This is a genomic window from Mesorhizobium sp. B2-1-3A (assembly GCF_006442655.1).
Classification (GTDB): Bacteria; Pseudomonadota; Alphaproteobacteria; order Rhizobiales; family Rhizobiaceae; genus Mesorhizobium.
In genome coordinates this window covers 810,410-836,761 of the sequence record NZ_VFWK01000003.1, presented here as the reverse complement: position 1 = coordinate 836,761, position 26,352 = coordinate 810,410, and the positions used below count along the sequence as shown (strand labels likewise).

The window sequence follows — 26,352 nt, the reverse complement described above, 5'->3', positions numbered from 1 at the left end:
GGACTCCCGCGGGATCCTTCACGCGGTTGAGCGCAGCCAAAAAAAAGAGGCCGGGAAATTCCCGGCCTCTTTTTTGTTCTTCGTCTTTCCATCAATCCGGCAGCGCCGGCATCAATTTCGGATCCGGCTTTTCCGCGTGATGCGGCAAGTCCTTGCTGGCGATGAAGGTGTAGAACATGGGCACGACGAAGAGCGTGAACATGGTGCCGACCAGGATGCCGGTGAAGATCACCAGGCCCATCGAATAGCGGGCCGCGGCACCCGCGCCGCTCGACGTGATCAGCGGCACAACGCCAAGCGCCATTGCCGCCGTCGTCATCAGGATCGGCCGCAGGCGCACCTTGGCCGAGGCGATGATGGCGTCGCGCCGCCGCATGCCATGGGCCTCGCGCTGCTGGTTGGCAAACTCGACCAACAGGATGCCGTGCTTGGTGATCAAGCCGATCAGCGTGATCAGGCCGACCTGCGTGTAGATGTTGAGCGTGCCAAGGCCCAGATTGAGCGGCACGATAGCGCCGAAAATCGACAGCGGCACCGCCATCATGATGATCAGCGGGTCGCGGAAGCTCTCAAACTGCGCCGCCAGCACCAGGTAGATGACGATGACTGCCGCTCCGAAAGCGATCAGGATCGTGTTGCCCTGTTCCTTCTCCTGCCGGGACTGGCCGGAATAGTCGATGAAGAAGGTATCGGGCAGGCTCTCCTTGGCAATGTCCTCGAGGACCTTCAAACCGTCGCCGGTGGTGACGCCGGGCAGCGGCAGCGCGGAAATCGTCGACGAATTCAGCTGGTTGAACTGCTCGATTGCCGCCGGCGAGGCATTGTTCGAAATCTTTACCACGGCCGATAGCGGCACCATCTCGCCCGTCACGCTGCGCACGAAATACTCGCCGAGCCTTTCGGGGTTGTCGCGGAATTCCTGCGGCACCTGGGGGATGATGTCGTAACTGTTGGAGTCGCGGTCGAACTGCGCTACCTCGGCGCCGCCGACCAGCAAGGTGAGCGTGCGGCCGATATCGGCGATCGGCAGGTTGAGCGCCGCCGCGCGGTCTCGGTCGATGGTCACCGTCACCTGCGGTGCGTCATAGGCCATCGAATTCTGCACGACGATGAAGCGGCCGGAGGCCTGCGCCTTGTTCTTGATCTGCTCGGCCGCCTCGTACACTTCGGCGGAATCGCCGGTCGAGCGTACCACCAGGGAGATGGGCAAGCCGCCGCCGGACCCCGGCAGCGTCGGCGGAGCGAAGACGAAGGCCTGGACGCCCGCCACCTTGGCGATACGAGCGGTAATGTCGGCCTGCAGCTCTTTCGAATTGCGCTTGCGATCCGCCCAATCCTTGAAAGCAAAACCGACGAAGGCGCTGTTCGTCGTACCGCCGAAGGCAACGGCGGAGAACTGCGCCCGTGTCTCCGGAATATCCCTCACCAGACCGAGAATCTGGTTGACGTAGGTCTCGGTGTAATCGGATGTCGCATAACGCGGCGCGGTCACCAGCGAGAGCAGGAAGCCCTGATCCTCTTCCGGTGCCAGCTCGCTCGAGGTCTTGGTAAACATGAAGCCGGTCACACCGACAAGCGCCAGCACGATCAGCAGCGTCAGCGGGCGGTAGTTCAACGAACCGGTGACGGCTCGCTCATAGACGTGCTCCACCCGCGCGAACGTGCCGTCGACAATGCGCTGGAAACGGCCTGCGTTGCCGGGCTTCAGGAGGCGTGCCGACATCATCGGGGTGATGGTGATGGCGATGATGCCCGACAGCACCACCGAGCCGGCGAGCGTCACCGCGAATTCACGGAACAGCGCGCCGGTCAGGCCACCCGTGAAGGCCAGCGGTGCGAACACGGCAGCCAGCGTCATGGTCATGGCGACGATGGCACTGGCGATTTCGCGCATGCCGTTGAAGGCGGCCTGCATGGGCGACATGTGGTCTTCTTCCATGTGGCGGTGGATGTTCTCCACCACCACGATGGCGTCGTCGACGACAAGGCCGATCGCCAGCACCATGGCCAGCAACGACAGAAGATTGATCGAGTAGCCGACGGCGAACAAAAGGAAACAGACGCCGATCAGCGACAGCGGGATGGTGATGATCGGCATCATCACCGAACGGAAGGAGCCAAGGAACAAGAGGATGACCACGACGACGATGGCGACCGCCTCGGCGATGGTCTTGAACACTTCGTCGATCGAGGCGCTGATCTGTCCGGTCGCGTCGTAGACGACCTCGATCGTCATGCCTTTCGGCAGCGTCTCCTGGATCTGCGGTACGAGCTTGGTGAGCGCTGCCGCGGTGGTCAGCGGATTGGCCGCCGGGGTCGGGAAGATGGCGAGGAAGGTGCCGGGCTTGCCGTTGAAGCTCACTCTTGTATCGGTGTTCGCGGCAGCGAGTTCGACGCGGGCCACGTCGCGCAGCCGCACGACATTGCCGTCGATCGAGCGCAGCGGCAGCTCGGCGAAGGCTTCCGGCGTCTGCAGTGTCGAGCGCACGGTGATCGACGAAACGACGTACTCGTTCTGGGTGTTACCGGGCGCCGACAGGAAGTTCGAGTTGTTGATCGCCGCCAGCACTTCCGCCGCCGTCACGCCACGCGCCGCGAGCCTGATCGGATCGATCCAGACGCGCATCGAGTATTCCTGGGCGCCGAAGATCTGCACGTCGGCGACGCCTTCGACAGTCGACATGCGAGGCCTGATGACGCGCTCGATATATTCCGTCAGCTGCTCCTTCGTCATGTTCGGATTCTGCATCGAGATGTACATCATCGCGAACTGCTGGCCGGTGCCCTTGACGATGACCGGATCCTTGGACGCGTCCGGCAAGGTGCCGCGCACGCCCTGGACCTTGGACAGCACTTCGGTGAGCGCGACGTCCGGGTCGGAGCCGAGCTTCATCTGCACCGTCACGGTGCTGGAGGACGGACGGCTGGACGAGGTGACGTAGTCGATGTTCTCGGTCGAGGCGACGGCACGCGCGATCGGGGCTGAAATGAAGCCCTGGATCAGGTCGGCGCTGGCGCCCGGATAGGCCGTCGTGATCGTGATCGCGGTTTCGTCAACCTTCGGATACTGCCGGATCGACAGGTTGAAGATGCCCTGGAAACCGAGCAGCAGGATCATGCAGGCAAGAACCGTCGACAGAACGGGCCGGCGAATGAAGAGATCGGAAAAGCTCATTGGTCGTCGGCCTGCTTGTTCGCCGACTTGGTCGGGTCGATCGTGTTGTCGACGTTGACGGACATGCCGTTGAAGAGGCGGTTCTGACCCGCGGTGACGACCTCGTCGCCGGCATTCAGACCTTCGACGATCTCGACCATGCCTTGATTGCGGCGGCCGGGCTTGACGAAAACCTGTGACAGGACAAGCGCGGGCTTGTCGCCTTCCGCCGCTGGTTTGGCAGGGTCGGCAGCCGCCGGTTTGGCGGCATCGGAAGCGGCCTTGTCCGCTGGCTTGGCGGCATCGGCGGCAGGCTTCATGGCATCAGCCGCCGGTTTCATCGCGTTGGCCGGTTTGGCGTCCGCCGGCTTGTCGGTGGCGGCCGCCGCGGGCTTCTCATCCGGTTTGGCGGTCTGGGCCGGGGCCGCCCCTGCGGGCTTCGCCTGCTGCACCACGAAGACGTAGTCGCCATAAAGGCTGGTGGTCAGCGCCGTTTGCGGCAGCGCCAGCACGTTCTGCTCCTCGGGCAATTCGACACGCACCTGCACGAACTGGCCAGGAGTAAGCTTGCCTTCCGGATTGGCGACTTCCGCCCTGATGTTCACCAGCCGGCTGGACGAGTCGATCTTGGGGTCGATGCCGCGAATGGCGCCGGCGAACGGCATGTCCGCGCCGCTCAGGCCCAGCCGAACCGTCTGACCGATCTTGAGCAGCGGCAATTGCTGTTCGGGAACCGAGAAGTCGACCCGCATCGTGTCGAGATCCTGCAGCGTCACCACCGAGGTGCCGGGTGCGATGTACTGGCCCAGGTCGATCCTCGGAATGCCGACAGTACCGCCGAAGGGCGCCGTCAGTTGCTTCTGGTCGAGCACGGCCTGCAACCTGGCGACCTGGGATGCCGAAGCTGACGCCGCCGCTCGCGCGCTGTCCAGCGTCGAGTCGGAGCCGACGCCACGCCTGGTCAGTTCGATGGCGCGGGTCAGCGATACCTGATCGAGCGCGGCCTGCGCCTTCTGTGCGTCCAGATCGGCGCGTTCGACGGCGTCGTCGAGTTGCAGCAGCACTGCGTTGGCCGCGACCTTCTCGTTGGCATGGAAGGGGATCTCCTTGACGATGCCGGCGGTCTCGACCGTCAGGTCGACACCGCGCACGGCGCGCACCGTACCGATCGCCTCGACGCCCGGCGTCCAGTTCGACGGTTTGGCGATGGTCGTCGAAACGGTCGCCGCCGGCGGCTTCATCGTGGCGAAATACTGCTTGATGCCGTTGTCGCGCAGGAAGTTGAAGCCGACGATTCCGCCGACCACAATGACGAGCACGGCCAGGACGACAATGATGAGAAAGATACGAAGTATGCGCTTGAACAAGGAAGTCCCCTCAGTCGAAATCCGGCGCGAAGCTCGGACATCGGGACACATACCGACTGCGGGTCCCGATTTCAAATAGTGGCGGTCTTACTGTACCGTCTGGACGGTCTTGTCAATTGGGCCTAAGCTTGCGATGGGAGGCGCCATGAGAGCCCGACGACCGAACTCGCGCGAGAAGATTCTCGCAGCGGCGGCTGATGTTGCCCGGGAATCCGGGCCCGGCAGCCTATCGCTGGATGCCGTCGCCAGCCGCGCCGGCGTATCGAAAGGCGGGCTGCTCTACAATTTCCCGACCAAGGCCAAACTGATGCAGGGGCTGGTCGAGGGTTATCTGCGCGATTTCGAGCAAGCGCTGGAAGCCGCCAGCAGCGGCGACGATGGCGAAAACCCGCTCGCCGCCTATATCAGGCTGTCGGCCAGTGACTGCGAGGAAAAGCAGCCCTCGGCCTCTTGGATCTTTTCGGCGATCGCCGAGGATCCCGATTTCATGACGCCGATAAAGACATTCAAGCAGCAGCTTTTCGAGCGGCTGAAGGGCGAGACATCAGACCTCAAATCGCTGCTGATCTGTTATCTCGCCATCGAGGGGCTGCGCAGCTTGAACCTCTTCGATTTCGACGTGCTGTCGAAGGACGAGCGCGATCTGCTGGTGGCGTCGTTGCTGGAGATCGCCAAATAGGTATGGCTGTGCGGACGTGGCCGTGCGCGAAGGACGCCGTTGTCGCGGAGTTCTCAATCGACGGCGCGTTCAATGTCCCGGCGCAAGACGATCGCGGTCGTCAGGTCCTCGACGCCGCCGAGAGTGGCAACGAGGTCGCGCACTGTGTTCAGCCTGTCGATCGACGGCACTTCGACCTCGACCACGAGATCCAGCTGGCCACTTACCGACGACACGCGCCGGACCTCCGGATAGCGCGCCAGCTGGTCGAGAATGCCGATTGACGGCGTGCGGACCAGCGTGACCAGCAGGAAGGCGCAGACCAGTCCTTTGTCCATCTGGCCGATATCGGCCCGGTAGCCTCTGATGACACCACTCTTTTCCAGCGAAGCCACCCGCTCGCTCGTAGCGCTGCGCGACAGGCCGATGCGCCCCGCGAGCGTCTTCAGGGGGATGCGGGCTTCCTTGGACAGAATGGCAAGAATGTCCCGGTCCTTGGCGTCCAGTTCCTTCATGACGTCACGCTCCCCCGCGGTTCCGTTAATGTGCCGGCCGATGCAGTCATTGTGCCGGCGCAACCGACGCTTTGCCGGATGCCCGATTTCCAGGCCCATGCCAAGCTTTGACAAGGCAAATCCGGAATCCCGATGACCAACGTTTCACACCCGGCCCCTCAAGTCTCGCAGAACGAGGCCGTCGATATCGCGACGCGGTACTTCGGTATTTCCGGCAGCATCGCGCCGCTCGACAGCGAGCGCGACCGAAATTTCAAGCTGACCGCTCCAGACCATTCGCTGTGGATCCTGAAGATCGTCAACGCCAGCGAGCCCATCGTCGAGAGCGAATTCCAGACGGCATTGTTCGATCACCTCGAGCACAACAGCCCGGATCTGGCCGTGCCACGTCTGAGGAAGACGCTGCAGGGTGCTTCGCTCGCCCATGCCAAGGTGCCGGCCGGCGAGGATCATGCCGTGCGCCTGGTGTCGTGGCTTCCCGGCCGGCCGCTGGCCGAGAGCCGGACCACGCAGGCGCTGCTGGAAAGCCTGGGCGGCGCGCTCGGCAGGCTGGACCGCGCCCTACAAGGCTTCATTCACCCCGGCGCGCTGCGCTCATTCGATTGGGACATTCGCCGGGCAGGTGCAGCACGGCAACGCCTGCACCATATCGACGACGATCAGGACCGCGCCCTGCTGGAACGGTTCCTCGATCATTTCGATGCCGAGGTGGCACCCAGCCTGCCGGCATTGCGGGCACAGGTCATCCACAACGACGCCAATGACTGGAATGTGCTCGTCGATCCAGAAAGACCCGAGCGTGTCGCCGGGCTGATCGATTTCGGTGACGCCTTGCACAGCGTGCTGATCGCCGAGGTCGCGGTCGCCTGCGCCTATGCGATCCTCGATGCCGAGGATCCGATCGGTGCCGCTGCCCGCCTCGCCGCCGGCTTCCATGCCGAGTATCCGCTGCGCGAAGAGGAACTCGACCTGCTGTTCGACCTTATCGCCATGCGTCTCGTCACCTCGGTGACACTGTCGGCCGCGCGCAGGGACCGCACCGCCGACAATCCCTATCTGTCGATCTCGGAAGCGCCGGCCTGGCGATTGCTGCGTCGTCTGGACAGGATGAACCGGCGCTTCGCGACGGCGATCCTGCGCAGAGCCTGCGGCTTCGAAGCCGCCTCCGGCGCCCGCGCCGTGACAGGCTGGATCGCGGCAAACCGCGCGCGGCTCGCGCCAATCCTCGACCGCCATCCGGCGACGCTTGCCAAGGCGCTGGTGCCTTATGGCGATCCGCAAAATCCGATGACGGTGACATCGGCCGCGCAGCAGCCCGACAAGGCCACGGCGTGGTGGGATGCCTATTGCGCCGAGCACGGCATTGCGCTCGGGATCGGCCCATGGGGTGAGGCACGCACCGTCTACACCAGCGACATCTTCCAGTCGCGTTTCGTGGAAGGCGCTCGCCGTGCCAACCATCTCGGCCTCGACCTTTTCATGGCGGCGGGGACGCGGCTTTATACGCCGCTCGCCGCCATCGTCAGAAGCGTCGAGATCGAGGAAGACCCACTCGGCTATGGCTGCCTGGTGACGCTGGAGCACACGCCGCCGGGCTGCCCGCCCTTCGTCACCCTGTGGGGGCATATGGCGCATGAGGCGGGACGGAGGCTTAAGGCAGGTGATCGTCTGGAAGCGGGCGCGCTTGTCGGCGAGATGGGCACGCCAGCCGAAAACGGCGGCTGGGCGCCGCATCTGCATTTCCAGATATCGACGGATACCAGCCTCGCCGCACGCGACATCCTCGGTGTCGGCGAGGAGCGCTATCTTGACGTCTGGAAGGAACTTTTCCCCGATGCGGCCGATCTCGCCGGCATTCCGCTAGAAACCTTCCGGCAGAGCGGCAGGTCGCGGCCGCAGATCGTTGCCGCGCGCAAGGCGTCGCTGCTGCCCAATCTCTCCATTTCCTATTCCGAGCCCATCAAGTTCGTGCGCGGGGAGGGCGTCTGGCTGATCGACGATCGCGGCCGCGCCTATCTCGACTGTTTCAACAATGTCTGCCATCTCGGCCATGCCCATCCCGACGTGGTCGAGGCGATCGCCGGACAGGCCGCGAAGCTCAACACCAACACGCGCTATTTGCACGATGCCATCGTCACCTATGCGGAACGGCTGACGGCGACGCTGCCCGCCGGCCTGTCGGTGGCGTCCTTCGCCTGCTCGGGCAGCGAGGCCAACAGCCTGATGCTGCGCATGGCGCGTACCCATACCGGCCGCGGCGAGACGATCGTGCTCAACTGGGCCTATCACGGCACGACGCAGGAGCTGATCGAGCTCAGCCCCTACAAATACAAGCGCAAGGGCGGCAAGGGGCGCCCGGCGCATGTGTTCGAGGCAAACATACCCGACAGCTATCGCGCCCCGGCCGAATGGCCGGTGGACGAACATGCGAAGCGTTTCGCCGGGAGCGTCGCCGAGCAGATCGCCGATATGGCGAGACAAGGCCGCGCGCCGGGCCTGTTCCTGGCGGAATCGATCCCCAGCGTCGCCGGCCAGGTGTTCTTGCCGGACGGCTATCTCGCGGAGGTCTATGCGATGGTGCGCGCCGCCGGCGGCATTTGCGCGGCCGACGAGGTGCAGGTCGGTTTCGGCCGCGTCGGCAGCCATTGGTGGGCTTTCGAGACGCAAGGCGTGACGCCCGACATCGTCACCATGGGCAAGCCGATCGGCAACGGCCATCCGATGGCGGCGCTGGTGACGACGTCAGAGATCGCCGCCTCGTTCAACAACGGCATGGAGTATTTCAACACCTTTGGCGGCAACCCGGTTTCCTGCGCTGCCGGGCTCGCGGTGCTCGACGTCATCGAGCGCGATGGCCTCAGGCGCAATGCGCTGGAGATCGGTGATTATCTCATGGCCCGCTTCAAGTCCTTGCAGGACCGCTACGACATCATCGGCGATGTGCGCGGCCAGGGCCTCTTCCTCGGCATCGAACTGGTCGAGGATCGCAAGAGCAAGGCGCCGGCCACACGCCTTGCTCGCCGCATCAATGACGGGGTGAGGGCACGTGGCGTGCTGATCGGCACCGAGGGGCCGCATGACAATGTCCTGAAGATGCGTCCGCCGATGATCTTCAGCCGGGCCAATGCCGATCATCTGGTCGGCGTTCTCGACGAGGCGATGGCGGCGGTTCTGGCGGAAGGGGCTTAGGACAGATCAACGCACCGCCCAGGCGGTGCGTGAGCAGACAGGACAACAGCGATTTTCACGAACGTCCGGCGCTTCAAGCGCCGGCGGCAGGCGAGGCTTTGCCTCATCAAGGGAGGAAACCATGAAACATGCATTGATCACCGCGCTCTTGCTCGCATCGGCCACGCTGGCCGCGCCGGCCAAGGCGGACACATTCGACATCGTCAAGCAGAGGGGCTCGATCATCTGCGGCGTCAGCCAGGGCGTGGCGGGTTTCTCAGCGCCCGACGACCAGGGCAAATGGAGCGGCTTCGACATCGATTTCTGCCGCGCGGTTTCGGCCGCCGTTTTCGGCGACCCTGACAAGGTGAGCTATGTGCCGCTGTCGACGAAGGAACGCTTCACGGCACTGCAGGCCGGCACCGTCGATATGCTGTCACGCCAGTCGACCTGGACCCTGTCTCGCGACACCGGCATGGGCATCCACTTCGTCGGCGCCGCCTATTATGACGGCCAGGGCTTCATGGTGCGCAAGAACCTCGGCGTCGACAGCGCGCTCAAGCTCTCTGGCGCCACTGTCTGTGCGGAGCAGGGCACGACCACCGAGCAGAACGTCGCCGACTATTTCACCGCCCATCAGATGAAATACGAGGCGGTTGTCATCGATTCCGCCGACAGCATCATCAAGGCGTTCGACAGCGGCCGCTGCGATGTCTACACCACCGATGCCTCGGCGCTCTATGCGCAGCGACTGAAGCTGACCGATCCCGCCGCCTTCACCGTGCTGCCCGAGGTAATCTCGAAGGAACCGCTTGGGCCTGCCGTTCGCAAGGGTGACGACAAATGGTTCGATGTCGTGCGCTGGACGCTGTTCTCACTGATCGAGGCGGAAGAAGACGGCATCACGCAGGCCAATGCGGAAGCTTCGCTGACGTCGCAGAACCCGACGATCCGGCGGTTCCTCGGTGTCGAGGGCGACAATGGCAAGCAGATCGGGCTCGATCCAGCCTTCGCCTACAACATCGTCGCCAAGGTCGGCAATTATGGCGAGATGTTCGAACGCAATCTCGGCCAGTCCAGCCAGCTGAAGATCGCACGCGGCATCAATGCGCTCTGGAACGCCGGCGGCCTGATGTACGCGCCGCCGGCGCGCTGATGCCCGGATTTGTTTGACGCAAATTCCGGGTGGAAAACCGGTTCCCGCTTTTCCTGGAATTGCCCTGGGCCGCGCATGTCGTTCAGGCCTGCGCGGCCTCTCTCAAACCGTTGCCAGGGCCTTACTCGTCGAGGGGTCGAACAAGCGAAGCGCTGTCTCATCGAAGGTAAGGCTGCACTTCTCGCCCTTGGCGACGCGGGCCCTTGGCGGCAGACAGGCCGTCAGCCGCTGCGTGCCGATCCGGGCCGTGGTGACCAGTTCGGGGCCGGTCAGCTCGACGACTTCGATCTCCACGGGCAATGAAAAATCCGTCGGAACGGTCGCCAGGCGAAGCGCTTCGGGCCTGATACCGACGACCACCTGCACGCCTTCACCAGCCGCGCTGGCATAGCGTGCCGGCAAGAGGATCCGGACATCGGACCCGGCAACGGCCAGCTTGCCGGCGGTGACGGTGGCCTGCAGCATGTTCATCGACGGCGCGCCGACGAAGCCGGCGACATAGAGCGTGGCCGGCTCGTTGTAGATCTCCTCGGGTGTGCCGAGTTGCTCGATCCTGCCGTCGCGCATGACAGCGATGCGGCTCGCCAGCGTCATCGCCTCGATCTGGTCGTGGGTAACGTAGACGACGGTGGTCTGCAGCATCTGATGCAGGCGCTTTAGCTCGGTGCGCATCTCCAGCCGCAGCTTGGCGTCGAGGTTGGACAACGGCTCGTCGAAGAGGAAGACCTGGGGCTTGCGCACCAGCGCCCTGCCGATGGCGACGCGCTGTCGCTGGCCCCCGGAAAGCTGGCTCGGCTTGCGGTCGAGCAGGGCCTCGATCTGCAGCAGCCTTGCCGCCTCGTTCACCGCCTTTTCGCGCTCATCGGCGGCGACCCCGCGCATCTCCAGGCCAAAGCCGATGTTGCGGCGGACAGTCAGGTTCGGATAGAGCGCGTAGGACTGGAAGACCATGGCGATGTCGCGGTTCTTCGGGTGAACGCCAAGGATCGAGCGGCCGCCGATCAGCACATCGCCGCTCGTCGCTTCGGCGAGGCCCGCGATGATGTTGAGGAGCGTCGATTTTCCGCAGCCCGAGGAGCCGAGCAGCACCAGGAATTCCCCGCTCTGCAGCGCAATGTCGATGCCCTTGAGCGTTTCGACATTGCCGTAGTTCTTGCGAACGTTACGGATTTCAAGCGCGCTCATGCGTGGCGTCCTCGAGATGCATCGGCCCGCCATAGTTGCGGGGCAAGGTGGAGATGGCGCGCGAGGCGACATGCGTCGCGGCGGAAAGGCATGCGGACAGGGGCTGCTCCTGGGCGAGGGCGGCGAGGAAAGCGGCGTTGAAGACATCGCCGGCGCCGATCGTGTCGACGACGCGGACATCGGGCGCCATTGCTTCCACAAGCGTGCCGTCGGGACCGATGGCGATGGCGCCTCGCGGTCCGCGCTTGACGACGAAGGTCGCGCCGTGCCGCATGCTGGAGCGGATCTGGCGCGCGGCGTCCGTGGGGCTCGACATTCCCGCCAGGGTCACCGTCTCGACCTCATTGAACAGCGCCAGCGCGCAGCGCGAGAGCCATGCGCGTGTCGCGGCGCAATTGGCTTCGGTCCAGCCATCCATCGGCCAGCCGGTGTCGAGCGCCACCGCGATGCCGTGGCTGTCGGCCCAGTCGAAGAAGGCATCGTATTCGCGGGTGAGGTCGTCGGTCAGGAAAGAGCCGCACAACAGCGCGTACCCGCCGGAGAGCGCGCTGCCGTCGAGAACAGACAGTACGTCGGCAAGGCTGAACCGCGGCAGGTGTCCGCGCGTGGTGAAGAAGGTCCGTTCGCCGTCCGGGTGGGTCATGCCCACGGACAGCGTCGTGCCTTCGGGACGGACCGGCCAGGTCTCGGCGCGATGGCCAAAAGCCTCGCTGAGCCAGCGGCCGAACTGGTCGTCGCCGACATTGGCGGCAATGGTGAAGTCGACGCCCAGTGCTTCCCAGGCGAGCGCGCTGTTGCCGGCCTGGCCGCCGACGCGCAATTCGTCATGGTCGACGACGGTTTCCGTTCCCGCCTTCGGCCACGGCGCGACCGGGCCGACGATCAGGTCGACATTGACGTTGCCGATCACCGCGAGCGGACGCATCATTCGCTCCTGGTGATCTTGGTGGAGCGCACGGGCGTGCCGGCATTGTCGACACGGCTATCGGCGAAGGCGATCATCAGGCGCTGTGCCACAGGCAGCATGGCGAAGACCGCGTCGAGATCCGAAGCCGGCTTGAAGGAAAACGTGACGGCACCCGCCACGGGCGATTGTCCCGATGCGTCGAATATGATCAGCGGCGCGCCGGCCTCGACCACGGAGGTGGCCATGGCGGTCACCAGTTCCGCGGTTGGGTCGTTGCCGCGAAACAGGATGACGCCGACCCGCGGGCCAAGCATCTCCATCGGTCCATGCCGCAACTGGCCGCCTTCGAGCGAAAAGCAGGGCAGGCGCGACAGCTCGGTGAGGCCGAGCGCCAGCGCCTCGGCAACGCCTTGCAGCCGGCGCCCCGAGGAGACGATGGTGGTCACCTTGCCGAGGGCTGCCAGCGCCTGTGCAATGTCCGTGTCCTGCGGCTGATCCAGTGCGCCGAGTGCTGCAGCCGGATCCTCGCCAAGTGCGGCGAGAATGGCCAGATGCAAGGCGAAGGTCACGGTCAGGCTGCGCGTCGCGGCGAAGGCCAGTTCCGTCCCGCCGGCGCCGACCAGGCAAGGCGCGGTGCGGGCGAGGAAAGAGCCGCCTTCGAGCGTCAGGCCGAAAACATCGGCAGGGCTCCCGGCCTCCGCGAACCACCTGACGACCTCGGCGCTCTCGCCGGATTGCGAGGTGACGAGCACCGTCCGGCCCGCCAGCGGCAGCGGCTGGCCGAGCTGTTCGGACAGCGGCAAGGCCAGCGCATCGATGCCGAGCGCGCGATAGAGCGGTTCAACGGCACGTCCGACGGCATGCGAGCCGCCCATGCCAAGCAGGAGGAGACGACCGGTCTTCCTGATCGAGGCAGCGAGTTTCAGCGCCATCGCCGTGTTGCGCTCGAATGAAGCGCGCGCATCCGCGTTCTGGCGTGCCATTTCGCGGTCGATGGCGGCCAGTCCGGCCGGCCGAATTCTGGTTGCGGTCATCATCATCCTTTCACACCACCACTGGTCAGGCCGGAGATCAGCGCGCGCTGCATGACCAGGCCGATCAGCACCGGCGGCAGCGCGGCCAGCACGCCGGCCGTCGCGATCAATCCGTAGTCGGAGACACGGCCGCCGGCCAGATCGGCGATGGCGACGGTCAAGGTCTTGGCCCGCTGGTCGGAGGTGAACAGCAGCGCATAGAAGAATTCATCCCAGGCCAGCAGCAAGGCGAACAATGCCGAGGTTGCCATCACCGGCGCTGCAAGCGGCAGCGTGATGATGCGCAAGGTCTGGAACAGGCCGGCGCCGTCGATCATCGCCGCCGCTTCGATTTCGCGCGGGATGGAATCGAAACCGGACTTCATCAGCCAGGTGGTGAAAGGCGCCAGGATGGTCAGGTAGACAAGCGCCAGGCCGAAGACATTGTTGAGCAGGCCGAGATGCGACAGGCCCATATAGAGCGGCACGGCCAGCGCGACGGGCGGCAGCATGTAGGTGGCGATGACCATCGACAGCGACCAGCCGATCGTTGGCGTGCGCGAGACCGCCCAGCCGGCGGGGATGGCCAAGGCGAGTGCCGCCAGGGTTGCCATGCCCGCGATCTCCAGGCTGTTGCGCAGTGACGAGGTGAAGGCCGCGCCGGCACTGTTTTCCGCTGTCGACAGCAATTGCTGGTAGCGCGAGAAATCGACGGCCTGCGGCCACCAGCGCAGCGGCTTGGCGGCGAGGTCGGCGGCCGGCGAAATGCTCATGATGAACAGCCAGGCGATGGGCGCCAGGATGATGGCGGCAAGCAGCAGCGCGCAGGCATGGATGAAGACGGTGAAGGCGGGGCTCCTGCGTTCCATCAGGCGGCACTCCCGGCGGCCTTCCTGACCAATGCCGCATAGGCGGCGGCGAGCACGGTGACGAGCAAGGTGACGATCAGCGCCAGAGACGCACCGGAGCCGGCGCGCTGGAAGGAGAAGGCTTCCTGGTAGACAAGGATCGACAGCGTGCGCGTGCTGTTGGCCGGGCCGCCGCGGGTCATCACCCAGATGATGTCGAAGACCTTGAAAGCCTCGATGGTGCGCAGCACCAGCGCCACCATCAGCGGGCCGGCGAGATAGGGCAGGATGACGAAGCGGAAGCGGTTGAAAGGGCCCGCGCCATCGACGAGCGAGGCGGCGGTGATGTCGCGCGGCACCGCCTGCAGGGCGGCGAGCGCGATCAGCGCCACCAGCGGAAAGTTCTTCCAGCAGTCGGCGACGATCAGGGCCGCCAGTGCCGTTCCCGGCTCACCCAGCCAGGAGCGGTAGGCGTCGATGAGATGCAATTGCGTCAAGGCGGCGTTCAGCGCGCCATATTCTGGATTGTAGATCAGCCGCCACAGGGTGGCGTTGACCACTGTCGGCAGCGCCCAGGGCAGGATCATCAGGGCGCGCAGGACGGCGCGGCCGTGGAACCGCTGATTGAGCAGGAGAGCGGCAAGAACGCCGATCACCATTTCGGCCGCAACGGAGATGACCGCGAACAACGTCGTGGTGGCCAGCGTGCGCGAAAAATTCGAGCTCGACAGCATGTTGGTGTAATTTTCGAAGCCGACGTAATTGCCGCCCGTGCCGACCAGCTTGGCGTCGGTGAAGGAGAGGCTGACCGTATCGACCAGCGGCCAGCCGATGACCGCGACCATGACCACGAGCAGCGGCAGCATCAAGAGCCATGCACGGGTCGTCATCCAGGTGCCCGACATCAGAGCAGCCTCTCTTCACTCAACAGGATTTCAGACATAGCATGGGCGGCACTACAGCGCCGCGCGTCCTATTGGACGCGCCAAGGACGCTGTAGCGTTTTGGTTTTGGGGCATGATCCGTTCCAAAAAATCGATTCCGATTTTTGGGTCATGCCCCGGCCGCCCATGAAGGACAACGATGCTCAGAGGCCGCTGTTCTGCGCGGCGGTCTTCAGCGCATCCTCGGGCGAGGACTGGCCGAGCAGCGATTCCTGGATGGCCTGCTGCAGCGCGGTCGACAGCTCCTGATACTTCGGCGTGGTCGGGCGCGGATACATGGCGGCCAGGCCGAGCTTGGCGGCGGCGATCAGTTCTTCCTGGCCCTTGGTGACGGCCGGGTCGTCATAGGACGAGGCCCAGATCGGCAGCGAGAGCTTGGCATACTGGTTCTGTGTCGCCTGCGAGGTCATGAAGGTGATGTACTTCCAGGCCTCGTCCGGATGCTTGGAGACCGCGGTGACGCCAAGGCCCATCGAGCCGTTGACGGCCGACACCTCGCTGATGCCGGTGACGCCGGGCGCCGGCACGACGCCGACCTTGCCCGCCACCTTCGAGTCCTTCGGGTCGTTGGCCATGTTGTACATGTAGGTCCAGTTCAGCGCGAAGGCGGCATCACCGTTTTCGAAGACCTTGCGCACGTCCTCTTCCAGGAATTCCTTGGAATTCGGGTTGGTGAGGCCGGACTTGTAGCTGTCGACCATGTATTTCAGTCCCGAGAGGCCGCCGCCATTCTGGAAGTCGGGCTTGCCGTCCTTGAGGAAGTCGCCGCCATAGGCACTGACCAACGTGGTGTAGTCGCAGATCGCGGCTTCAGCCTGCGACCAGCTCCAGGCGATCGGCGTCTTCAGCAGGCCCTTGTCCTGGATCATCTTGGCCTGTGCGCCGAGCTCTTCCCAGGTCTTCGGGGGCGTCTTGATGCCGGCCTTTTCCAGGATGTCCTTGTTGTAGAACAGGTATTTGGTGTCGAGGATCCACGGCATGCCGTAATATTTGCCGTCATACTGGACGGTGGTCCAGGCGCCGGGCAGCACGCCCTTCTTCATGTCGTCGGTGATCTTCGGCGTCACGTCGACCAGCACCTTGTTGGTGGCGTATTCGGCCGGCCAGATGACGTCGAACAGCACGACGTCGTAGCCGCCGCCCGAGCCCTGCGCGAGCACGGTCTTGTCGTGCAGGCCTTCATAGGGAACGAATTCGAGATTGACCTTGACGTCCGGGTTGGCCTTGGTGAAGGCGTCCGTCATGGCGCGCACGTCGGCCTCGCTGTAGGCGGCCTGAGCCATGAACAGCGCGTTGAGCGTCGTTTCGGCGAAAGCGTGGGGGACAAGCAGTCCTCCGGCGAAGACCGCGCCGACCAGTGTCTTGGTGATTGTCCTAAGCATTTTCTTCTCCCATTTCCGGCGTTGACGGGCCGGCAATGCGGGCATTTCGCATCGTCTTCCCGGATCCATGTCGCGTGACCTGATGGTTACCCGGCTCACCAGTGGCGGCAGGCGGAGGCCCTGGCCATCTTGTTTTGGGGCGTTCGGTTCGCATTAAGTCAACTCGCTTGACTTAATTAGTCGATCAATATTCTAATGGAGTCAAGAGGGGAAACGCCGATGGACGACATCAACCCGATCCGCGCCAAAAGCGGCACCAATCAGGAAGGCACCAGCGCGCACAACCGCCGCGTCATGATCGAGGCGCTGCGCCTCAATGGCGCCCTGTCGCGGGCTGATCTGGCGCGGGCGACGCAGCTCACCAAACAGGCGGTGTCCAACATCATCGAGGATCTCGAAAGCGACGGCCTGGTCGCCGCGCTCGATGCGGTGCGCAAGGGCAGGGGACAACCCTCGACCCCCTACAGGCTGGTGCCCGAAGGCGCCTTCGCCATCGGCCTGCAGATCGACCGCCACCTGACGCGGGCGGTCGCGGTCAATTTGATGGGCAGCGTGCTGGCGCGCGCCGAGGCGAACCTGCCCTTCGATGAACCGTCGAAGGGCGTCGAGGTCATTCTTGGCCTGATCGACGGCGTGCGCCGCGACCTTGCCGGCATCTCCTCGCAGTCGGAGAAACGGCTCGTCGGTCTCGGTGTTGCCATGCCTGGCCCTTTCGGCCTGAAGAATTCGGACGACAAATGGATGATGCCGGCCTGGCAGAAGTTTCCGCTGCTGGAGACGCTGGCTGCCAGGACGGGACTGAATGTCGGCCTGCAGAACGATTCCGCCGCCTGCGCCACGGCCGAGCGCATCGTCGGCGCGGCGCATGGCGTCGATCACGCGGTCTGCCTCTATGTCGGCTATGGCATCGGCACCGGACTGATCCTCAATGGCGAACTCTACAGCGGCGGCCATGGCAATGCCGGTGAAATAGGCATGGCGCTGCTAGCGCCCGCCGGTCCGGGGTCGACGCCGCTCGAACACCGCGCCTCGCTGGCCTCGCTCTATCAGCACCTCGACCTCAATCCGGCCGACAGTGATATCTACGAACAGATGAACGCCCTGGCGCTGGCCGAGGATGCGAAGATGATGGCCTGGATCGATGGCGCGGCGCACGATCTGCGCTGGAGCGTGCATCTCATCGAAACGATCTTCGATCCGCAGACCGTCATCTTGACCAGCGGCGCGCCGGAAGCGCTGGCGCGCCGCCTTGTCGAGGCGATGCATCCGCTGTTGCCGTCGATCGCCGACCGGCCAAGCAGGACTTTGCCGCGCCTGCAGCTCGGCACCACGGACCCCTGGTCGATCGCGCTTGGCGCGGCCGCGGCGCCCATCAGCCGCGCCTTCGATCCCTTGTTCTCGGCGATCCTGAAGACAAGCCCCTGACTTGCGTGAAGGAGCGGACACCGGGGGGCAAACGCCCCTTTGGCGTCACACAGGGTTCATCGTCCAGACATAGCGTCCATCCCGGTTCTTTGCTGCGATGCAATAGGAGTGGGACATGGTGGACATAGTTTCTAGTGAGGCGGGCATTCCGAGGCCGGATCATCCGCTGGATAGTTCGGGTAGCGCGAAGTGGTTCCTGCCGGCTTTCGGCGTGCTGGTGCTGGTCGGCGTCGTCTATGTCGGATACGCGCTGAGCCAGGACCTGGCCGAAGCCAAGACCGTGCCGTGGATCCTGCTGGGCATCGCCTTGCTGATCGCGTTGGGCTTCGAGTTCGTCAATGGCTTCCACGACACCGCCAATGCGGTGGCGACGGTCATCTACACACGTTCCCTGCCGGCCGAGTTCGCCGTCATGTGGTCGGGCGTCTTCAATTTCCTCGGCGTTCTCACCTCCAGCGGCGCGGTCGCCTTCGGCATCCTGTCGCTGCTGCCGGTCGAGCTCATCCTGCAGGTCGGCTCCTCCTCCGGCTTTGCCATGGTGTACGCGTTGCTGGTCGCGGCGATCGTGTGGAATCTCGGCACCTGGTTCCTCGGCCTGCCTGCCTCCAGTTCGCACACGATGGTCGGCTCGATCATCGGCGTCGGCCTTGCCAACCAGTTCACGGCACCGGCAGGCAGCGCCACAAGCGGCGTCGACTGGTCGCAAGCAACCAATGTTGGCCTGACCTTGCTGGTGTCGCCGATCGTCGGCTTCTTCGCCGCCGCGATCCTGCTCTATGCGATGAAGCTGCTGGTGCGCAATCCGGCACTCTACGAGGCGCCGAAAGGCAACACGCCGCCGCCATGGTGGATCCGCGGCCTGCTAATCTTCACCTGCACCGGCGTCAGCTTCGCGCATGGCTCCAATGATGGGCAGAAGGGCATGGGCCTGATCATGCTGATCCTGATCGGCGTCGTGCCGACGGCCTTTGCGCTGAACCGCACGCCCGACATCAACTATCTCGAGGCCTACAAGTCGGCTTCGGCCGGCGTCGAGCAGGCGCTGGGCAAATATGTGAAGCCCGGCATCACTGTCGCCGACGCCAAGGCCGCCGTCCAGGATGCCGTGCGCACCCGGACCTGGAGCGACCAGACGACGGTCGCGCTGCAGACCTACATCCACAACACCACGGCTTCGCTGCAGCCCTATGCCTCGGTGGACAATGTTCCGACCGACCTGGTCAGCAACGCCCGCAACGACATCTACCTGATCGGCGAGGCGCTCAAGCTGATCGACAAGAAGCAATTGCTGCCGATGCAGACCGCCGATCTCAAGGCGGTCACCGACTACCACAAGGCCGTCGACAACGCGACGAAGTTCATCCCGCTCTGGGTGAAGGTCGCGGTGGCGCTGGCGCTGGGCCTCGGCACCATGGTCGGCTGGAAGCGCATCGTCGTCACGGTCGGCGAGAAGATCGGCAAGAGCCATCTGACCTATGGCCAAGGTGCGGCGGCCGAACTCGTCGCCATGGTGACCATCGGCATGGCCGATCGGCTCGGCCTGCCGGTGTCGACAACCCATGTCCTGTCGTCGGGCGTCGCCGGAACGATGGCTGCCAACGGTTCGGGCCTGCAATGGGCGACTGTGCGCAACCTGCTGCTGGCCTGGGTGCTGACCCTGCCTTGCTCGATCGCGCTGGCCTTCGTGCTGTTCATCGTCTTCCGCCAGGTGTTCTGAGCGGGCGTACAAGCATCCAAACAAAAGGCAGCGCCGGCGACGGCGCTGCCTTTTTCTTTGAGCGAATTTCGAAGAGGCATTCGCGTTTGTATTGACGTGGAATATGCCTGCGAGACTGGCGCGAAACGCCCAACGCTTCGTCATCCACGGGCGGAGCAAGGAGCGCAGCGACGCGGCGCAGACCCCTGGAGCTGCTCCGCAGCCCAAGGGATCCATGCCGGGACTCCTGAGCGCTGCAACGGTGCAGAATTCTGCTCCGTTGCACTCCGTGGCATAGGTCACGGAATGGATCCCAGGGTCTCCGCAACGGAGCTTTGCTCTGGGATGACGAAGTTTGGAGGCTTCAGCCAATCTCGAACGTTGGCGACGGCCGCTCGACACGAGCAGCGCAATCCCGGTCAGGAAGGAAACCTTCGAGAGCCTTCGGCCCGCGAAGTCTCAGGTCGGGTCTTCGCGATGCAGGTCGTGGATGGCGACGCCATCGACATTGGTGGGCAAGGTCAGCCACTTTCGATGACGCAAGGTGCGCTGGGTGTCTTCCAGGCCTGTCTCCCAGTGCTCACGCATCGAGGTGCCGGAGAATTCATAATCCTTGGCGTGCCCCTCATAGCCTTTGTGCTGGTAGATCAGGTGCACGATGTTGACGATGCCGGCGTCCGAATAGTCCGCGATCAGCGCTTCCTCGGCCGGCGTCAGCTGCTCCTTGGGCACGCGCTTCAACGCATCGAGCAGGCGCATCTTCAGGCCATGGATGCGCTTGAAATTGTCGGTATTCTGGCGCGTGCGGCTGGAATACATGATGTCCTTGTGGCGGGACAGCACGTCCGGCATGCTGCGCGGCAGCACGCCGCGGGCACTGAACAGGTCGACCTGGAACACCAGGGAAGACCGGTCCTCTTCCTGATCGAGCAGATATTGCAGCGGCGTGTTGGAGACGATGCCGCCGTCCCAATAGTACTCGCCCTCGATGCGGACCGACGGAAAGGCGGGCGGCAGCGCGCCGCTGGCCATGATGTGCTCGGGACCGATGCGCACCTTCTCGGTGTCGAAATAGACGAAATTGCCGGTGCGGACATTGACCGCGCCGACGCTCAGCCGCTTCTTGCCGTCGTTGAGGATATCGAAGTCGATCAGGCTCTCCAGCGTGTCCTTCAATTCGGCGGTATCGTAGAAGCTGGTGGCACCCTCGGCGCCCGGATGCTCGAACCAGGGATTGGGATTGCGAGGCTTGAAGAAGCCGGGCTGACCCATGGTCATGGTCATCCATGACGAGGTGCGGTTGCGGATGTCGCGGTAGATGTCGCCTTCCGGCGTATAGGCCCAGATCTTGCGGCCGGAGATCGTCTGCCAGAACTGTTCGAGCCGCTGCAGGCGGCGGCTCGGCTCGTTGCCGGCAATGATCGAGGCATTGATGGCGCCGATCGAGACGCCGGACAGCCAAGTCGGCTCGCAACCGGCATCGGCCAGCGCCTGGTACACCCCGGCCTGGTAGGCACCGAGCGCGCCGCCGCCCTGGAACACCAGGGCGATGCGGTCATATTGGGCCGAGATTTCCTCGATGGTGGCGGCGGCTTCCTTGTTTCGGTTGCGTTCAAGCACGAATTTTCTCCGGCTGGGCTGTGCTGGTTGCGAGCCGGTCGTGATCGGCAAGATAATCGTGCACGACCTCGCCCAGCCCAAGGGTAAGATCGGCCTTGAAGTGAACGGCGGAGACGATGTCGAGCACCGGCAGCTTCGCCACGTCGGCCATGACATGGGGCCGCAGGTCGAGTGCCGCGGGCGCCGTCCAGGCCTCCTTCAGGGTGATGTCCGTGAGGTAGTAGCGCACCAGCTCGCAAATGCGGGGCGTGCCGTCGACATGCGGAATGATCTTGATCAGGAAGTTGGGCGCGGCGAGCGCGGCGAGCACGGAATCGTGATCGGCTTCCTGGTGCTTGTAGCCCATCGTGCCGGTGGCGCATAGAACGCTACCATAGTGCAGCGTGCCGACGATCACCTCGCCCTCATGGACGATCTTCGGATTGGCCAGCTTCTTCGGAAAACCCCAAAGCTCACGGCCGCCGGCGATCGGCGCGTCGTCGTCGAGATACATCGAATGGACATAGCCGCCATGCTGGCCCTTGTATTTCACCGGAATGACCTGGCCGGTCTCGGTGTAGTCGCCGAAGCCCGTGGAATCAGGCATGCGGATGAATTCGTATTTGACCAGCGGCTCGTCGATTTCCAGCGGCGCCGGCACGACGGCCTCAAGCGCCTCGCGTGTCGTGCGATAGGTTATGATGATGTATTCGCGGTCGAAGAAACGGTAGGGCCCGGGCGGGAAAGACGGATTGGTCAGTGGCATCGCATAGGCGCGCTTCACGACATCGGCGATTTCCAAGCTGCACCCCCAAGGTTCTGTCGGCGAATTTCGTTCAGGAATAGGCGCGCGAATGCGCTGCCGATTATGTTGCACGGCACCATGACAGTGCCGTGTCAGCCAAACGACCATGGTCTGGAGCCGGTTGAGAGCCACGCCGAGGCTGTCGTCTGGCTGTAATCGCATCGACACATGGCTCTGTCATTGTCATGCTGCGGCGCACAATTCCTATTCCCTCCCACCTCTCGCGAGATCACCATGGGTTCCCTGTCTTCGAAGAATGCCCTCGTTACCGGCTCGACCAGCGGCATAGGCCTGGCCATAGCCCGCGCCTTTGCCGGCGAGGGCGCCAACGTCACCATCAACGGCCTTGGCGACGCCGCGGCAATAGAGCAGGAGCGCGCCGGCATCGAGAAGGATTTCGGCGTCAAGTGCCGCTATTCCGACGCCAACATGATGGACGGCGCTGCCGTCACGGCGATGGTTCGCGACGCCGAGGCGGCGTTTGGCAGCCTCGACATCCTCGTCAACAATGCCGGTATCCAGCATGTCGCGCCGATCGAGGAATTTCCCGACGACAAGTGGGAAGCGATCATCCGCATCAACCTCCTGGCGGCCTTCTATGCCATCAAGGCGGTGGTGCCGGGCATGAAGGCACGCAAATGGGGCCGCATCATCAACACGGCTTCCGCGCATGCGCTGGTCGCCTCGCCGTTCAAGTCGGCCTATGTCTCGGCCAAGCATGGCATTGCGGGCCTCACCAAGACGGTCGCCCTGGAAGTCGCGCAGGACGGCATCACCGTCAACGCCATCGCGCCGGGCTATGTCTGGACGCCGCTGGTCGAGAAGCAGATTCCCGACACGATGAAGGCGCGCGGCATGACCGAGGAACAGGTCAAGCATGATGTGCTGCTCGCTGCACAGCCGACGAAGGAATTCGTCACCGTCGAGGAGCTTGCCGCGTTGGCGCTGTTCCTGTGCTCGGATTCAGCCAGGCAGATCACCGGCACGACCTTGCCGATGGATGGCGGCTGGACGGCGCAGTAACGCATCGGTCGCAACATTTCCGCTTTTACCGACCAGTACCGAAAAAGGCGGTTCCCTATCGCTGCGGGATGATTGTATCCTGATGGCGGCCGCGGAAGGATTGGGAGGTTTTCCGCAGCCATGAGCCGCGTCGACTGACCGGCTGACGAAGGGAGAGAGGCGAGGCTTTCCCTTCAAACCGTCATCAAGCCGTTACCTAGACCTCCTATTCGGGACTCGAGAACGGGCAGCTTGCGCATAGCAATGCACAGCTGTGCAAAGGTGATAAATGACCAAAGGAAACTTCCTCGAACTTGGCGGGGTCAGCGCCGGATACGGCGCTTCGCGGGTTCTGGACGGCATAGAGCTGGGCATAGCGAAGGGCGAGTTCGTGGCCCTTCTGGGCGCTTCCGGCTGCGGCAAGACCACGCTGCTGCGGGCCATCGCCGGCTTTGTTTCGCCAAGCGCCGGCTCGATCAAGGTCGCCGGCCGCGATGTAACCCGCCTGCCTCCGGACAAGCGCGGCATGGCGCTGGTGTTCCAGTCCTATGCGCTGTGGCCGCACATGACGGTGGCGCAGAACATCGGTTACGGGCTGAAGCTCAAGCGGCATGCGCGCACCGAGATCGCGCGGCGCGTCGGCGAGATGGAAAAACTGCTGGGGCTCGATGGGCTTAGCGATCGTAAGCCGGCGCAGCTTTCGGGCGGCCAGCGCCAGCGCGTGGCGCTTGGCCGGGCGCTGGCCATCGATCCGGAAATCCTGCTTCTCGACGAACCGCTGTCCAATCTCGACGCGCGCATCAGGCTGACCGTGCGCCACGAAATCCGCGCCCTGCAGAAGCGGCTCGGCATTACCGCCGTGCATGTCACGCATGATCGCGAGGAAGCCATGGTGATGGCCGACCGCATCGTCATCCTCGATGCCGGGCGCATCGCGCAGCAGGGCACGCCCGAAGCCGTCTACAACCGCCCGGCTTCCGCCTTCGTCGCAGCCTTCATGGGCGCAGAGAACCGGGTGGAACTCTGGGGGCAGCCGTTGCGGGGCCGTTTCGAGATCGAAGCCGGGCCGGCGAACGCCGCCTGCGCGGTGCCGCTGGAGGGGCGCCCGCTGGCGCGCGGCTTCGTCGAGGCGCGGTTCCGGGCCGAGGCGGCACAGCTTTTCGCGGGCACCGCCACGGACGCCGTTCCCGCCGGAACGCTCGAGCTGGCGGGCCATGTCGAGACCGTCAGCTATCCCGGTGGCCTCTGGCGCCATGCGGTCAGGGTCGGCGACGACATGGTCCTGGTCGATGCCCACAAGGCGTTCGCTGTCGGCGAGGCGGTCAAGGTCCGCACCCCGTCCGATGTGCTTTTCCTGTTCAACGCGCCGGCGGCTTCGCCGTTGGCGCCAACCCGTTCCCGGTCGGGCGGCGCCAAAAGCCGCTCCCTGGAAGCATCCGAAGCTTGAATCTCTTCATCCAACTGGAGACCTTTCCGTGAAGACAATCCTGCAAGCCGCACTGGCTCTCGGCCTGATGGCATCACCCGCCACAGCCGCCGAACTCACCGTTCTCACCGCCGGCGACCAGAACATGGTCGACTACATCAACGACTATCTCGGGCCGCTGTTCGAGAAGCAGAATCCGGGCAACACCGTGCGCGTCGTCGGTACCGGCCCGGGCGATGCCGGATCGCAGAAGATCACCGAACGCTTCAAGGCGCAGGCCGATGCGGGTTCGCAGAAGTGGGACACTGACGTCGCCGTCGTGCACGAAAAGTTCGCCGGCCCGATGGTGACAGCCGGCTATCTCGAAGCCTATCGCCCGAAAATCGACACCGGCAAGATGGTGACGCGTTCCAATGCCGACATGGCGCTGGGCTCCAATGTCAGCGGCTATGTCATGCCGATGTTCAACAGCCAGACCGCGATTGCCTACAATCCGGCGATGGTGCCCAATCCGCCGAAGAGCTACGAGGAACTGGTCGCATGGGCCAAGGAGCATCCCAAGCAGTTCGGTTATAACGGCATCAAGGGCGGCGCCTCCGGTGTCAGCTTCGTCATGGGCTGGATCTATGCCTTCGGTGAGGGCGACGCCAACAAGCTGATGAACGGCCCCTTCGACGAGGCCGAGACCAAGAAGTGGGACAAGGCCTTCGCCAGCCTGAAGGAGTTCACCGCCAATGCGACGCTGACGCCCGGCAATGCCGGCACGCTCGACATGCTGTCGCGCGGCGAGATCGGCATGGGCCCGGTCTGGGTCGACATGTTCTACTCCTGGCAGGCCGACGGCCGGCTTCCGCCGGAGCTGAAACTGGTGCTGCCGGCGCCCGGCATGCCCGGCCAGCCGATGCACTACGTCATCCCCGCCAAGAGCCCGAACGAGGCATTGGCCGAGAAGTTCGTGGCGCTCGCGACCAGCCCTGAAGTACAGGCCGACGGCATCGTCAAGAAGTTCAACTGGTATCCGGGCATCGACGCCGATTTCGTCAAGCCGAAGCTCGACGAGGCAACCTGGAACAAGCTGTTTGTCGACATCTCGCCGGCGGACCTGGCGAAGTACGGCAAGCCGTTCCCGATCGCTCCCTATAACAACGCGATCCTCGAAGCCTATGAGCGCCAGACCGCGAATTGAGCGGGCTGACTGACCTTCGAACCCCGCACCGCCCGGCATTGCCGGGCGGTGCGGGAATGTCCGCTACCCGGTGAAAGACCCACGATGTCGAAACGACTTTTCGGCCTGCTGCTCGTCCTGCCCGCGCTGGCGGTGATCGTGCTGTTGTTCATCGTCCCGCTTGCCGCTTCGGTCATCGGCGCGTTCGAAGTGGACGGCGGCTACGGAATGGGAAATTTCGTCAAGTCGTTCGAGCTCTACCGCAGCGATACGATCTTCACCGTTCTGATCGTCAGCCTGTCGACGCTGCTGATCGGCCTGTTTTCCATCGCTATCGGCGGCTATCTGACGCTGGGCGAAAATCCGCGCGCGGTGGCGATCCTGCGTTGGCTCTATCGCTGGCCGATGTTCATTCCCTTCATCGTTGTCGGTCAGATCCTGCGTACCTTCCTCGCCAAGAACGGCCTGATGAACAATCTTCTGATCAGCGCCGGCGTCATCACGCCGCTGCAGACCACCGCTTTTCTCGACTGGCGCGGCATCGTCATCGCCTTCGTCTGGAAGCAGGTTCCCTTCGTTGCCTTGCTGGTCGCCGGCGCCATGGCGTCGATCGACCGCGGTACGATCGAGGCCGCGCGCAACCTCGGCGCTTCGCGGCTGCGCATCCTGATCGAGATCGTCGTGCCGCAGGTCGCCACCACGCTGCTGGTCGGCCTCATCCTGTCCTTCGTCACGATGATGTCGGTGCTGTCGGTGCCGCTGATGGTCAATGCACAGTCGCCGACCATGCTCACCGCAGACATCGCCTTCCGCATCAATGCCTATGGCGACTACGGTGTTGCCAACGCGCTCGGCCTGATCTCGCTGGTCATCACCTCGGGCGTTGCGTGGATCTATCTGCGCCACACGATGAAGGAGCGCGCATGAGCCTCGCACC

20 protein-coding genes are annotated in these 26,352 nt (G+C 64.1%); 9 read left to right on the top strand and 11 right to left on the bottom strand.

Features of this window, described 5'->3' with window-relative positions; genetic code table 11:
- Positions 1-91 precede the first annotated feature (91 nt).
- The gene (locus FJ977_RS15330) at positions 92-3,175 is read right to left on the bottom strand and encodes an efflux RND transporter permease subunit (protein WP_140772634.1); all 3,084 of its coding nucleotides are present in this window, start codon (positions 3,173-3,175) and stop codon (positions 92-94) included.
- A complete protein-coding gene (locus FJ977_RS15325) occupies positions 3,172-4,521 on the bottom strand; it encodes an efflux RND transporter periplasmic adaptor subunit (protein WP_140772632.1) in 1,350 nt (449 codons plus the stop codon). The genes FJ977_RS15330 and FJ977_RS15325 overlap by 4 nt, the downstream gene beginning before the upstream one ends.
- 145 nt (positions 4,522-4,666) lie before the next feature.
- Here FJ977_RS15325 and FJ977_RS15320 point away from each other — a divergent pair, with 145 nt between their 5' ends.
- The gene (locus FJ977_RS15320) at positions 4,667-5,200 is read left to right on the top strand and encodes a TetR/AcrR family transcriptional regulator (RefSeq protein ID WP_140772630.1); all 534 of its coding nucleotides are present in this window, start codon (positions 4,667-4,669) and stop codon (positions 5,198-5,200) included.
- 53 nt (positions 5,201-5,253) lie between these two features.
- On the opposite strand, the gene FJ977_RS15315 is transcribed toward FJ977_RS15320, so the two are convergent.
- Positions 5,254-5,694: an Lrp/AsnC family transcriptional regulator gene (locus FJ977_RS15315; RefSeq protein WP_056575891.1), complete on the bottom strand. Its 441-nt coding sequence runs from the start codon at positions 5,692-5,694 to the stop codon at positions 5,254-5,256.
- Between the two features lie 132 nt (positions 5,695-5,826).
- Between FJ977_RS15315 and FJ977_RS15310 the strand changes: the two genes are divergently transcribed.
- Positions 5,827-8,883: an aminotransferase class III-fold pyridoxal phosphate-dependent enzyme gene (locus FJ977_RS15310; protein WP_140772628.1), complete on the top strand. Its 3,057-nt coding sequence runs from the start codon at positions 5,827-5,829 to the stop codon at positions 8,881-8,883.
- A 121-nt stretch (positions 8,884-9,004) separates the two neighbouring features.
- On the top strand, positions 9,005-10,018 hold the full coding sequence (locus FJ977_RS15305; protein WP_140772626.1) for an amino acid ABC transporter substrate-binding protein: 1,014 nt from the start codon (positions 9,005-9,007) through the stop codon (positions 10,016-10,018).
- A 102-nt stretch (positions 10,019-10,120) separates the two neighbouring features.
- Here the strand turns inward: FJ977_RS15305 and ugpC are convergent, their stop codons facing one another.
- From ugpC to FJ977_RS15275, 6 genes are all read right to left on the bottom strand, one after another.
- Complete coding sequence (gene ugpC, locus FJ977_RS15300; RefSeq protein ID WP_140772624.1) at positions 10,121-11,203, bottom strand: sn-glycerol-3-phosphate ABC transporter ATP-binding protein UgpC; 1,083 nt, start codon at positions 11,201-11,203, stop codon at positions 10,121-10,123.
- Positions 11,190-12,128 carry a PfkB family carbohydrate kinase gene (locus tag FJ977_RS15295; protein ID WP_140772622.1) on the bottom strand — a complete coding sequence of 313 codons (939 nt, stop codon included), beginning with the start codon at positions 12,126-12,128 and terminating at the stop codon, positions 11,190-11,192. Before FJ977_RS15295 ends, ugpC begins: the two co-directional genes overlap by 14 nt.
- Positions 12,128-13,150, bottom strand: coding sequence for an SIS domain-containing protein (locus FJ977_RS15290; RefSeq protein WP_140772620.1), 1,023 nt, complete (start codon positions 13,148-13,150; stop codon positions 12,128-12,130). Before FJ977_RS15290 ends, FJ977_RS15295 begins: the two co-directional genes overlap by 1 nt.
- Entirely contained in the window at positions 13,147-13,992 is an 846-nt protein-coding gene (locus FJ977_RS15285; protein ID WP_140772618.1) for a carbohydrate ABC transporter permease, read from the bottom strand. The genes FJ977_RS15290 and FJ977_RS15285 overlap by 4 nt, the downstream gene beginning before the upstream one ends.
- Positions 13,992-14,876, bottom strand: coding sequence for a sugar ABC transporter permease (locus tag FJ977_RS15280; protein ID WP_140772616.1), 885 nt, complete (start codon positions 14,874-14,876; stop codon positions 13,992-13,994). The genes FJ977_RS15285 and FJ977_RS15280 overlap by 1 nt, the downstream gene beginning before the upstream one ends.
- A gap of 182 nt (positions 14,877-15,058) precedes the next feature.
- Complete coding sequence (locus FJ977_RS15275) at positions 15,059-16,297, bottom strand: extracellular solute-binding protein (RefSeq protein WP_140772614.1); 1,239 nt, start codon at positions 16,295-16,297, stop codon at positions 15,059-15,061.
- Positions 16,298-16,516: 219 nt separating this feature from the next.
- Between FJ977_RS15275 and FJ977_RS15270 the strand changes: the two genes are divergently transcribed.
- Positions 16,517-17,722 (top strand): ROK family transcriptional regulator, encoded by a 1,206-nt coding sequence (locus FJ977_RS15270; RefSeq protein WP_140772612.1) that lies wholly within the window; start codon positions 16,517-16,519, stop codon positions 17,720-17,722.
- Between the two features lie 115 nt (positions 17,723-17,837).
- Positions 17,838-19,439 carry an inorganic phosphate transporter gene (locus FJ977_RS15265; protein ID WP_140772610.1) on the top strand — a complete coding sequence of 534 codons (1,602 nt, stop codon included), beginning with the start codon at positions 17,838-17,840 and terminating at the stop codon, positions 19,437-19,439.
- A gap of 438 nt (positions 19,440-19,877) precedes the next feature.
- Here the strand turns inward: FJ977_RS15265 and FJ977_RS15260 are convergent, their stop codons facing one another.
- Positions 19,878-21,038: a patatin-like phospholipase family protein gene (locus FJ977_RS15260; protein ID WP_140772608.1), complete on the bottom strand. Its 1,161-nt coding sequence runs from the start codon at positions 21,036-21,038 to the stop codon at positions 19,878-19,880.
- Positions 21,031-21,819: an acetoacetate decarboxylase gene (locus tag FJ977_RS15255; RefSeq protein WP_140772606.1), complete on the bottom strand. Its 789-nt coding sequence runs from the start codon at positions 21,817-21,819 to the stop codon at positions 21,031-21,033. Before FJ977_RS15255 ends, FJ977_RS15260 begins: the two co-directional genes overlap by 8 nt.
- A 237-nt stretch (positions 21,820-22,056) precedes the next feature.
- Between FJ977_RS15255 and FJ977_RS15250 the strand changes: the two genes are divergently transcribed.
- The 4 genes from FJ977_RS15250 (at position 22,057) to FJ977_RS15235 (ending at position 26,342) form a co-directional block, all read left to right on the top strand.
- Positions 22,057-22,845: a 3-hydroxybutyrate dehydrogenase gene (locus FJ977_RS15250; protein ID WP_140772603.1), complete on the top strand. Its 789-nt coding sequence runs from the start codon at positions 22,057-22,059 to the stop codon at positions 22,843-22,845.
- A 268-nt stretch (positions 22,846-23,113) separates the two neighbouring features.
- On the top strand, positions 23,114-24,271 hold the full coding sequence (locus FJ977_RS15245) for an ABC transporter ATP-binding protein (protein ID WP_140772601.1): 1,158 nt from the start codon (positions 23,114-23,116) through the stop codon (positions 24,269-24,271).
- A 28-nt stretch (positions 24,272-24,299) separates the two neighbouring features.
- The gene (locus FJ977_RS15240; RefSeq protein WP_210243840.1) at positions 24,300-25,436 is read left to right on the top strand and encodes an extracellular solute-binding protein; all 1,137 of its coding nucleotides are present in this window, start codon (positions 24,300-24,302) and stop codon (positions 25,434-25,436) included.
- Between the two features lie 84 nt (positions 25,437-25,520).
- Positions 25,521-26,342: an ABC transporter permease subunit gene (locus FJ977_RS15235; RefSeq protein WP_140772599.1), complete on the top strand. Its 822-nt coding sequence runs from the start codon at positions 25,521-25,523 to the stop codon at positions 26,340-26,342.
- Positions 26,343-26,352: the final 10 nt, after the last annotated feature.